Here is a 12,602-nt window from a genome sequence, read left to right on the forward strand (position 1 = left end):
CAATCCATTGTGTATTAGAGCGCGAACCTGTGTACGTACGAAATGTAGCACATAGGGTGGTGTTTAGTCACCAGTGAACTTTAGATCGAAAACGATGATTTAACAGGGTCACGAAAAAGTATTATATCCAAAGAATATTTGTTTAAATAATGTAAAATTTAAGCTCTAAATGCTTGATTTATAATGGTATAGGTAATTTTATATTGGTAATTTTTAACATGTGGAACTAAATTAATGAAGTAGTTTAAGTTAATAGATGTAAATCAGTGAGCTATGAAAAAACTTCTTACTATTTTGCTGTTATTTCTTAGTATAAGTACATTAGGGATCGCGCAAACCCGCCAGGTTTCGGGTGTTGTAACAGCACAAGAAGATGGACTTCCTCTTCCCGGAGTAAGTGTAAGGGTTCCGGGCACTACAACAGGAACCACTACATCAGCAGAAGGTAAATACTCCTTAAATGTTCCATCCGGAACTACCAGCCTTCAATTTTCTTTTATCGGGTATTCATCTAAAAATGCCACTATCCCCGCTTCTAATGTGTTGAACGTGGTATTAGTCACCGATACAAAGCAGCTGGGTGAGGTGGTGGTTACCGCACTAGGGATCTCTAGAGAACGAAAATCATTGGGTTACTCTGCCACCCAGGTCGGAACGGAGGAAATAAACAAGGCCTCCCCGGTTAATATTGTCGGCGGATTACAGGGAAAGGTTGCGGGGGTAGATATATCTACTACCTCGGGTGCTCCGGGCGGCTCCAGTAAAGTGGTGCTAAGAGGATTTTCTTCCATCGCGGGTAGTAATCAACCGCTTTATGTAGTGGACGGTGTTCCCGTGAATAACGCACGGCCGGGAGGAACTTCGCCAGTGGGATCGGTAGGTGATTTAACGGAGAATTTCGATTTTGGGAATGCTATTAATGACATCAATCCCAACGATATTGAAAGCGTCAACATCCTGAAAGGTACAGCGGCAACTTCCCTTTATGGTTCGCGCGGTGCTAACGGAGTTATAGTTATCGCTACAAAAAAAGGTAAAGCCGGTGCTTTTAAAGTCGATTTTTCGTCTGCTGCATCCTTTACCCAGGTATCAATTGTGCCAAAGCTTCAGCGCAAGTTTGGACAAGGCTGGGATAATACATTTATCCTTTCTGAAAATGGGAGCTGGGGACCGGCATTAGATGGCCAGATGCGTCCATGGGGAGCCGTTGTTGACAACACACAACTGCTGAAGCCTTTCTCTTTTATCAAGGATAACTTTCGCGATGCGTTCGATACAGGTGCTGAATTCAATAACACCATCTCGTTAAGTGGCGGAAATGAAGCCTCCACATTCTACCTTTCATACGGTAACGTAAACAGCGATGGCATGATGCCTGGTGATAACGACACCTATAAAAGGAACAGTATCTCCTTGAGCGGATCTACAAAGTTCAAAGGTTTCGACGCCAGTGCTTCTGTAAATTATGTTGGTAAAAACTCACGGTTTGTGGAGGTTGGTCAGGCAAATTCTGGTATAGCGGCAAATTTCTACGAAGATATACTTCAAATTCCAACTGACGTTCCGATTAAAGACGTGCAGGATTATAATAATCTTTATTTCAACGTTGATAATTATTTTACCCCTTTTGCAGAAAATCCATATTATCCGCTGAACGAGAACAGTGCGAGATTTAACAGCGACCGGGTGTATGGTAACGTGGAGTTTAAGCTGAAAGCCAGCGATTGGCTCACCTTATTACTGCAGCAGGGGGCCGACCTCACTAATGGGGTTGACAAGATCTGGCATGCTAAAAATGCTCCTTCACCCGGAAGCTGGAATGATGGTTCAAACGTTGAAGGTGCTCAAAGACAGGCCGATGTAGGTAACGTAGTAGAAGGGTCTGAAAAATACTTCGAATACGATACCAAGCTCCATGGTTTATATCAAACACCACTGAGTGCTGATTTTGATCTGAATGGATTAGTTGGGCTTAACTTTAACGACCGGGGATTTCGTACTCTGTATACTTCTGTTGAAGATTTGAGTATTCCGAACTTTTACAGCATTGCTAATTCAATCAATAGCCCTGAAAGTGTAGACACCAGGAACCACAGGCGTTTGTTTGGGGCCTATGCAAGTGCCACATTAGACTTCAGAAATTTCGCTTATTTAACCTTAAATGCACGAAACGACTGGAGTTCAACCCTGCCAGCTAATAAGAATAGTTATTTTTATCCTAGTGCCAACCTTGCGCTTGTTCTATCGGAAGCTTTAGATCTTACTAAAGCAAAAGTGAGTTTGCTTAAAGTCAGAGCAAGTTGGGGCCAAACCGGCAATGATACAGCACCGTACCGGGTCTTCAATACTTTGAGGTCAGCAAATATACCGGTTAGAGGTGGTCTAACTACGCTTACATTCCCGATAAACGGAGTTCAAGGGTTCAGTATCTCCAATACGCTGAACAATGCCGATTTAAAACCTGAAATCAGTACTGAAAGTGAATTTGGAGCCGAAGCCAGCTTTTTTGATAACAGGCTTGGTTTTGACTTTGCTTATTACAATAAAACGTCCAACGATCAAATTCTTCCTATTGATGCAGCTCCTTCCTCTGGCTATAAATTCCTGATCGTAAACTTCGGTAAAGTGCGAAATAAAGGGATAGAATTTGCTTTGAATTCAACTCCCGTTCAGTCAACCGACTTTAGGTGGGATCTGAATTATGTTTTTGCCCGGAACAGAAATGAAGTTTTAGAATTACCTGCAGGACTCAATCAAATAGAAATTGAATCCGCTTATGATGCCAAGTTATTGGCTAAAGTGGGTGAGCCTCTTGGAGTTTTCGAAGCATCAGTCCCTAAATTAGACCCTCAAGGGAGAATAGTTGTAAACCAAACCAATGGTCTGGCAGTACCAGCGTTAGAAGACGGCTTTTTTGGCACCAGTGAGCGCGATTATACTATGGGATTGACCAACACTTTCGGATATAAAGGTCTTGCTCTTGGCGTTACCCTTGACTACCGAAAAGGGGGAGTTTTCTATTCCGGTACCGCTGATTTGCTAAACTTTGTTGGTAACGATATCAAAACTACCTACAATGACCGCAGACCCTTTATAATTCCAAATTCTGTTGCAGAAATAACTGATGCGGCAGGTAATGTAACCTATGTGGAGAATACCGTTCCCGTTAGCGAGAACTTTGTGGATGATTATTACTATCACTCCAGTAATAAAGCGCTGGCTTACTATAACCGGATACTGGATAAAACATTCTTAAAGCTTCGGGAAGTCACCTTGTCTTATCAATTGCCTAAATCCCTTGCCAGCCACATACGAGCAAAAAATGCTTCCGTATCTGTATTCGGCAGAAACTTATATACCTGGCTCCCAAAAGAGAACCGCACCATTGACCCTGAAGTATCCAATTACGGGAATGATCTGAACAGTGAGTTTGGTGAATTCCGTACAGGCCCATCAACCCGGTTTTTTGGAGCCTCTTTAAAAGTGTCGTTTTAATTAAAAGCTGATCATATGAAAAACGCAATTAATTATATATTGATTTTTTCCATCGCCAGCCTAACATTCACTTCAGGCTGCGATGACACGCTGGATATCAATACAGATCCCAATAACCCGGGAATTGAAAACGCAACACCGGAAGTCCTTCTTCCATCTGCTGTGATGTCTACAGCCGGGATGGTCGGAGGTCAGTTAGCAATAGTCGGCGGAATCTGGTCACAGTACTGGTCGCAAGCATCCAACTCAAGCCAGTATCGCGAAATTGATTCATATAACGTTACCAGCATCAATGAAGAGGTTAACCTTCCTTATGAAGAACTATACGCCGGGGCATTGGCTGACTATCAACTTACCATTGATAAATCGAAGGAAAGAAAAGACTGGCGCTATAACCTGATGGCCACCGTGATGAAAGCTTACACCTATCAGGTGTTAGCTGATCTTTACGATCAGATTCCTTACTCAGAAGCTTTAAAGGGTAATGGTAATTTGCAACCAAAGTTCGACGACGGCTATTCCGTTTACCAGGGCTTGTTAACTGAAATTGACAGCGCACTGGCACATGACTTTAAGTCTGATCCCTTAAGTGCCTCGCAGCAATCTACAGACTTCGTTTTTAACGGAGACATGGACAAGTGGGAACAATTCGCCAATACTTTAAAATTGAAAATGTATTTACGGATGGTAAATGCTAAGCCCGCTGAAGCGGAAGCCGGAATTAGGGCATTATACCAGGGAGGAGGAAACTTCTTAGCCGAGAGTGCGGGCGTGAATGTTTTCACAGACGTGCCAAATAAGAGTAATCCTTTTTACGAATTCAACATCAGGCGTCTGAATACGACCACTAACATTCGAGCTAGCTTTACATTAGCTAGCTGGCTGATAGAAAATAACGATCCCAGAGCTGAAACTTATTTTGGAAGCAGCAATCCAAGCGCTATCCATCAAGGAGATTTTACAGCTACGCAGGCAGACCAGCCAACTTATGGAACCGCAAGTGTATTTGTGCAGCATGCCGACGATCCCGTTTGGTTTATATCGAAAGCAGAATCGTTTTTTATGCAGGCAGAAGCACTTGAGCGCTATTTTGGAGGCGCCGGTGCAAAGGCATTGTATGATGCCGGAGTTACTGCTGCCTTTGAACAAGAGGATTTAACTGTGGGGGGGCTATTAACAGGGGCATATATCTATCCATCAGCCGGTTCATTCCAACAAAAGCTGGAAGCGATTATCGTTCAGAAATGGGCCTCCTTTGTTAGGTCAGAAGCTTTAGAGGGTTTCTTCGAGCAAAACAGAACCGGTTTTCCCCGAATCAGCCCGGTTTACTCTACCGAACCAACTTATGTTCCTGGGCAATGGGTTTATTCCAGAAACGGCTTCACCGGAGCTGGAAACTTTCCGAAGAGATTTCCATTTCCTGATTATGAAAGTACAAGAAACACAAATACACCCGCGCAAGTACCGATAACAACGAAAGTATGGTGGGCTAAATAAATCATAGCGAAATTGTATGAAAAAGATCTTACGTTTTTCAATACTCATGTTTTCCATGATGGTAGCATCGTCATGTGAGGACAAAGATTTCAACTATCCCGAAGGACGCGTTGGGATCTCGAAAATCACCGTTTATCCTACATTAACACTGGTTGGCGATCGCTATATGGCCATAGTAAATGGCTCGAGTACTTTTACAGACCCTGGAGTTACTGCCAAAGAGGGCGATACAGAAATACCCGTTACCACAACCGGATCAGTGGACGATAAAAAGCCGGGGGTATACACCTTAACCTATTCCGCTGTTAATAAGGATGGGTTTTCTGCATCGGTTAGCAGAACAGTAGTGATAGCTAATGTGGATGCTGTAGCTGCTGCTAAAGATTTGTCGGGCAATTATGCCAGAACCACCAACGGTTCGGTAGCTGTCTGGACTAAAATTGCTCCGGGTGTATATACCGTTTTCAATCCCGGCGGAGCTCCGGGTACAAACCTTACCGTTATTGCGGTTAATTCTAGCGGAAATAATGTTGAAATTCCCGAGCAGCTGGCAAGCGACGGATCTCCTACAAGTTCAGACCAGGAATCTTTTAGTGGTAATACATATTCATGGCAAATTGTAAATCCCGGCTACGGCCCTGCGGTGAGAACTTTTGTTAAACAATAAAAAAACGCATCATATGAAAGCATATAAACGTTTAATAGCTATTAGCTCCCTCATATTATCAATTTTCAGCATAAGCGCTTGCAAACAGGATGACCCCGAGCCAGGAGGAACTGCCCTGCAGACCATGGCTGGCGAATGGTGGGTTCAATGGGATGGAGAAGGCGATTATTATCACTTTTCCACCTATAATACCGCTGCGAATGTTCCAACTGAAATGTGGCTGGATGATCTGGAAACCTTTTGGCAAATGAAAGGCAAGGTGAATGTGGATATGGCCAATTTGTCATTCTCTGCAGCTAATGTACCTAACGAATATTACGATATTACTTTCACCGTCGACTCTGGTAAGATCCTTCCAGGTGTGTCAAAAGGACCTGTCTCAAAAGCAGTCACGGATTCGATATCATTTATCGTAGAGTTTTCTGACGATCCGGGTACCAAATATCATTTGTCAGGATATAGAAGAACCCGCTTCGCAGAAGATGACCATTAATAAATAACTTTAAATAAATAATCGTCCTTATCAAAGGCCATTTCTGAAAAGATGATGGCCTTTTTTCTTTAATTCCCCGCCTTGATTTAATGGTCAGAGTTCATCCGGGTCTGGCTAACAACTAAGAAGCTGCTCACTATGATAACAGTGTACTTACTATATCCTGATCGAAGCATGATATAGTAAGCACGCTGTTAACTCGCTATTATTTATAACGGAGACTTTCAGTTTTGAAGGTTTGGATTTGAGATTAGATTGCATATGCTAAAGGGCTTGTCAAAGTGTGTTACTTTGCAATGCCTTCCTTTTTGAGATGGTGTATATATTATTTTAGGAACGGGATTTGGGAAAAATTAGCAGCCGACTTATCTTTGGTTGAATATTTATATATTTTATCAAATGGCAGGATAAATTTGGTTAATTTGATATTAATAATAACAGTTTATCATAAATCATTAACTCTTTATTAGACAATATCGATGTTTAGCTGAGTGTTATCGCTCAGTAGCCTAATTCCAGGGTAATAATTTTCTTTAGATTCCTTTGTATCGCATTTATTCTTACTGATTATTGTAAAAAACGGTAATTTTAGTGATAAAAATCAAAATTTTATATTTGTTTTTCGTAAAAACTCTATAATATCGCTGTTTCACTGGCTTATTGAGTATTTTAATTATAGAAAAATAGTTAACTTAAATCTTATTGTTATTTCGCTATAGTGATATTTTGTGTATTTTCATATATGAAGAACAAAATAGTGTTAAAAGATGTTAAATTTTATTCGTCTGATTTTCAAGCGGTTAACTTTTTTTTACCAAAAATTAAAAGTAATAATTTTGTTATGACACTAAGTCTGAGCACTTTTAGAGATTAAATAATCAAAAACTAAACATTAATTAATTCAGTATGAAAAAACTTCTACAAAGTTTGTTCTTGCTTTTGTTTGTGGCCAGTACGGCTCTGGCACAGGAACGGACTGTAACAGGAAAAGTAACCGCTAAGGAGGATGGGCTGCCACTTCCGGGCGTGAGTGTGGTGGTAACCGGGTCCAATATTGGGACCCAAACGGGTGTTGATGGCACCTTTTCGTTAAAGCTGACCAGTGGTAACAGTTTAACGTTTACTTACATTGGCTATACTACACAAAGGGTAAATATCCCTGCGAGTAATACAGTAAATGTTTCATTAACTCAAGATGCTACAGCTTTATCTGAGGTTGTAGTGACCGCAATGGGTCAAACAAGATCTCAGAAATCATTGCCTTATGCTGCTACGAAGGTAGATGGTGCAGATTTAACTGTAGCCAGAAACACAGATATCAGTACTGCTTTGGCAGGTAAGGTTGCTGGGGTTCAATTAAATGGTTCACCAAGTTCTTCTTTTGATAACGCGAACGTTATTATTCGTGGTATTAATGGTTTCTCTGTAGGCGCTCCATTATTCGTGGTTGACGGTACGCCAACTGCACAGGAAAACGTAAACATGGATAACGTAGAAAGCGTTACAGTTCTTAAAGGAGCTGCAGCTACTTCGTTATACGGACAGCGTGCTTACAATGGTGTTGTTGTTATCACAAGCAAAAAAGGTTCAAGAAAAGGCGGTACATCTGTAGAGTTTAACACTAGTTACACTACAGAAAATGTGTCTTTATTACCTGACTATCAAAATGAATACGCAGGTGGTTATTCTGCGGAGTGGCCTTTGTTCGAATATGATGCTACTGTTCACCCTGCTGCATGGGCTGCATTTGATGGTCAGAAAATGTTGGATTATGGTGCTGATGCTAGTTTCGGTCCAAAGATCGATGGTTCTCAATACCGTCCTTACTATAGCTGGTACGAAGGTGCTAACTTTGGCAAAACTGAAGCAATTTCAGCTAATCCGGATAACGTTAAGGACTTCTTACGTCAAGGTCATAACCTGAATAACTCAATTGCTTTCTCAGGTGGTGGCGAAGGCTACAACTTTCGTGTTGGTTATACTAACCAGGACAGAAGCTTGATTCAACGTAATGCTGATCGTAGCATGAACATGCTTAACTTGAATGGTAGTTTAGATATCAGCAAGAAATTTACTGTTTCAACCGATTTCCAGTTCTCTAAAGAAGCCAGAAAAGGTCAGCCTTATGAAACTTACCGGAATGATGGATTGAACGTTGTTCAAGGTTTCAACCAGTGGTTCCAGCGTCAGCTTGATATGAAAGAAATGGAGCGGAATCCAGTTCAGGCTAATGGAAATCCAACTTCATGGAATATTGGTAATCCAAATGGTAGCGGCGATCTTTCTGAGATCACAACGCCTCAGTATTGGGATAATCCTTTTTGGGTTGCTGATAATAGCTACCGTACTGCTAAGAATAACAGAGTGGTTGGTAACCTTGGTTTAAGATATAATCTTACAAATGATATCGCGATTCAGGCAAACATCAGAGGTGATTTAAACAATGGTTTAGGCGACGAGCGTATGGCGACAGGTGGTCTTCAATTAGATTACTACAAAACCAGCCAGTTTACTAATAACGAGTTTAACTACGAGTTGAATGCAACCTACAAAAAGACTTTCGGCGATTTCAGCTTCGATGCTTTAGTTGGCGGTAACTTACGTAACGAAAGACGCGAGAGCCTTTATGCACAAACTGCCGGTGGCTTAAGCTTCCGGAATTATTTCAGTATTGATGCTTCTCTTGCTCGTCCAACTTTTACTTATCCAGGAGGTGTTTATCCTTACTATGCCAAAGAAGTTAGAAGCGCTTTCGGTAAAGCTTCATTCGGTTACAAAGGTTTTGCATATGTTGACGTAACAGCCAGAAATGACTGGTCTTCTGTTTTTGCTCCAGGTCTTAACTCTTATTTTTACCCTTCAATTTCAGGTACATTCATCGCGTCTGAATTTTTCTCACCAGGTTTGAAAGATGTTGTTTCTTTCGCTAAAGTAAGAGCTTCATATGCTCAGGTGGGTTCTGATATCGATCCGTACCGCGTGAATCTTCAGTATAACACAGGCTTCGGTTATGGAACTGATGCATCTTTAAATATTGGCGACGAGTTACGTGATGGAAAAATTAAGCCAGCACTAACCGGTTCATTCGAAGTAGGAGCTGACGTAAGATTCCTGGATGATCGTCTTGGAGTAGATTTCTCGTATTACGAAAACAATAACAAAAACCAGATTCTTTCGGTAACCTTAAACGGAGCAACCGGATATGGTAGTAACCTGATTAATGCTGGTCAGTTAACTAACAGAGGATTTGAAGTTGCTTTAACTGGTACTCCAGTTAAAACATCAACTGTTACCTGGGATTTAAACTTGAACTTTAGTAAATCAAAAACTATTGTTGACAAAATCACAGAGACTCAGCAAAACGTAATTTACCAAAACTCAACTTTCTTCACTAACAGCTTAAACTTACGTGAAGGTCAGGAGTGGGGTTATGTAACTGGTCGTAAATTCAACAGAGATGCAGCTGGCAACATGATTATCCTTGCTAACGGTCGTCCGGCATTCACTACTAACCAATTCATTGGTTATGCTCGTCCTGATTATACAGGTGGTGCATTCTCTTCATTAAGAGTAGCTAATTTCGACTTAGGTTTCTCAATTGACTTCCAGAAAGGTGGTTTATTCAACTCAACTACCAGAGCATTCAACATGGGTAGTGGATTATCACAGGAAACTGTTGGTCTGAACGATAAAGGTATCGATTGGAGATTGCCAGTATCAGAAGGTGGTGGTTACAAATTCCCAGGTGTCTTAGCTGACGGAACGCCTAACACACGTTACATTGAAGCTTCAGTAGCTTTCTACAATGGTATGCAAAACGGCGCTGGTGAAATGTTCATGATCGATGCTTCTTACTTGAAATTAAGAGAAGTTAGATTAGGTTACAACGTACCTACCAAATTCCTTGCTTCAAAAGCAGGTTTCGTGAAAAATGCTAACCTTGGACTAATTGTTGGTAACGCCTGGTTAATTTCTGCTCCGGGTAAAGAATTTGGTATTGACCCATCAGAGTTAGAGAATTTCTGGCAAGAAGGTGGTCAATTGCCACAAGCACGTACCTTCGGTGTTAATTTAAGAGTAGGGTTTTAAGTAAAGACAAATTAAATCGAGAATCATGAATAAAATAACAAAATATATAGCACTATCTCTGGTAAGCGTGGGAATGCTTGCTACGAGTTGTGAGAAGATCGAGGACTTCGGTGATACGAACGTCGATCCAAGTAAAGTTGCGGTACCATCTACCCGCTCTTTACTAACCAATGCCATGCAAAATAGTACTTCCCTATATGTGGGAAGTTCTCAGGGTACCACCATGGCTCAGCATTTTTCTGAAGGACCATACTTAACCAGTTCTGGTTATAGTGACGCTATTGGTGGACAAGCGTATTCTGGTTTTTATACCTCACCGTTGATCCAATTGCAAAAGATCATCGATTTTAACAATGCTGGTACTGTAGAAGCAGATCAGGGAGCAAACGGTTCGAAAAACAACCAGCTTGCTGTTGCAAGGATCATGAAAGCTTTCATCTTCTGGAAATTGACTGACCGTTGGGGAGATCTTCCCTACTCCGAAGCATTAAAGGGTGGTGAGAACATCACTCCGAAGTTCGACAAGCAGGAAGACATCTATGCTGATTTGTTCAAAGAGCTGAAAGAAGCTGGTGCGCAGATTGATGGTGGATTAGGTGTACAAGGGGATATTATCCTGGGCGGTGACATGAGTGCATGGAAAAAATTCGCAGCTACTCAAAGATTGCTGATGGCATTACGTATGTCAAAAGTTTATCCTGCAGCTGGTGGCTTAGCGGCTACTGAATTCAATGCGGCATTAACTGATGTACTTGCTTCAAATGCAGATAATATCCAGTACCACTTCATTGGCGGCGATCCAAACAACTGGAATCCATGGTATGAAAATTACACGAACGACAACCGAAATGACTTTGCTATCAGCAAGACGTTGGTAGACTACATGAAGGCTAACGGTACAGGTTCTGATCCAAGATTACCAGTATACGCTGAGGTTTTACCTGGTAATAAAATTGTAGGTCTTGAGTATGGAAACGCTATTCAAAAAAACATTCCTAATGCTTATAGCAGATTAGGTGATGCATTGCGTGAGCAGGCTACTCCGGCTAACATCTTCACTTTTGCTCAGGTTGAATTTGCAAAAGCTGAAGCGGCAAAATTGGGTTGGATTCCAGGTGGTGATGCTGCGGCAAAAGGATTCTACGAGTCAGGTATTGATGCATCTTTAGCTCAGTATGGTGTTGCAGATGCAACGTTTAAGAATGCCACAGGCATCGCTTATGCTCCAGCGACAGCTATCCAGCAGATTGCTACTCAAAGGTGGATCCATTCTTATTTAGACGGATGGGAAGCTTGGGCTGAGTGGAGAAGAACAGGTTTCCCTGTTTTGACTGCTGGTGAGAATACTGCTAATCCAGCTGGTATCCCAAGAAGATTGGTTTACCCAGCATCTGATAAAACGGTAAACAAAGCAAATTATGACGCTGTAGTTGCTCAGCAAGGTGCTGATAATTTGAACACCCGTATGTGGTGGGATAAATAGGCTGTCAATTTAACTTATAAAAAAAAGAGGCTACCAATTGGTAGCCTCTTTTTTTTATAAGTTTTTACGCTCAACAAGCAGGTCAGTTTGGACAGCAAATAGTTGTGATGTTCAGGCATCTGTTAACAAAATAAATTTATATCTTTAAGTTAATCAAACTCTGCATTATGAAAATATTTTATAAACTGGCAGCATTTACAGTCTGTGTCTTCCTTTATAGTTCGAGTATAGCCCAGGAGGCATGCAAGGTTTTAATGCCAGCATTGTCCGGTACTTATGTTGGAGAGTGTAAAAAGGGAAAGGCGAATGGCAGTGGAAAGGCCCAGGGAACAGATCAGTACGAAGGCGAGTTTAAAGATGGGCTTCCGAGTGGACAGGGAGTTTACCAGTGGAAAAATGGAGATACTTATACTGGAGCATGGTTAGCTGGTAAACGAAGTGGTCAGGGTGATATGACATTTAAAAAAGCCGGTAAATCGGATAGCCTGGTTACTGGGTTTTGGAAGAAGGATGTCTTTGCTGGCAAATTTGAAAAACCGGCACAAGTAGTAACCCGTACCTTAGAGGTGACTAAGGCAGAAGTGAAATTCGAAGCGTCGTCAGCAAAGGAAATAGTAGTTTTATTAAGTAATACTACCGGCAACATGCCAACGATGGGTGGTCAGATTCGGCCTAAAGCAGCCCTCAGGGAGGTGAATGTTTCAAAAGGCAGCTATACAAAGCTGTTAAATTTTTATGAAACCAATAAGCAGATAGCCTACAAGCTTGAAAATGTGACCTTCCCCTTTAGGGCAAAATTCAGAATCGGAAGCCAGGAAGTTGAGGCGGAGTTTTTTGAACCCGGCAAATTCACTTTAGATATTGCTTTAAATAATTAA

At 41.5% G+C, this 12,602-nt stretch carries 7 protein-coding genes; all 7 read left to right on the plus strand.

Annotated features, from left to right (window positions below; translation table 11 throughout):
• Positions 1-273: 273 nt before the first annotated feature.
• The 7 genes from AC1MCB_RS16365 to AC1MCB_RS16395 all read left to right on the plus strand — a co-directional run bounded on the left by AC1MCB_RS16365 (position 274) and on the right by AC1MCB_RS16395 (position 12,602).
• The gene (locus tag AC1MCB_RS16365; RefSeq protein ID WP_479965788.1) at positions 274-3,495 is read left to right on the plus strand and encodes a SusC/RagA family TonB-linked outer membrane protein; all 3,222 of its coding nucleotides are present in this window, start codon (positions 274-276) and stop codon (positions 3,493-3,495) included.
• Positions 3,496-3,510: 15 nt separating this feature from the next.
• Positions 3,511-4,992, plus strand: a complete 1,482-nt coding sequence (locus AC1MCB_RS16370) for a SusD/RagB family nutrient-binding outer membrane lipoprotein (protein ID WP_479965789.1) — start codon at positions 3,511-3,513, stop codon at positions 4,990-4,992.
• A 16-nt stretch (positions 4,993-5,008) separates the two neighbouring features.
• Entirely contained in the window at positions 5,009-5,659 is a 651-nt protein-coding gene (locus AC1MCB_RS16375) for a DUF5011 domain-containing protein (RefSeq protein ID WP_479965790.1), read from the plus strand.
• 13 nt (positions 5,660-5,672) lie between these two features.
• Positions 5,673-6,152, plus strand: a complete 480-nt coding sequence (locus AC1MCB_RS16380) for a lipid-binding protein (protein ID WP_479965791.1) — start codon at positions 5,673-5,675, stop codon at positions 6,150-6,152.
• Positions 6,153-7,058: 906 nt separating this feature from the next.
• Positions 7,059-10,241: a SusC/RagA family TonB-linked outer membrane protein gene (locus AC1MCB_RS16385; protein WP_479965792.1), complete on the plus strand. Its 3,183-nt coding sequence runs from the start codon at positions 7,059-7,061 to the stop codon at positions 10,239-10,241.
• A gap of 25 nt (positions 10,242-10,266) precedes the next feature.
• Positions 10,267-11,724, plus strand: a complete 1,458-nt coding sequence (locus AC1MCB_RS16390; RefSeq protein WP_479965793.1) for a SusD/RagB family nutrient-binding outer membrane lipoprotein — start codon at positions 10,267-10,269, stop codon at positions 11,722-11,724.
• Positions 11,725-11,891: 167 nt separating this feature from the next.
• Positions 11,892-12,602 carry a hypothetical protein gene (locus tag AC1MCB_RS16395; RefSeq protein ID WP_479965794.1) on the plus strand — a complete coding sequence of 237 codons (711 nt, stop codon included), beginning with the start codon at positions 11,892-11,894 and terminating at the stop codon, positions 12,600-12,602.

The organism is Daejeonella sp. AP26, assembly GCF_056680515.1.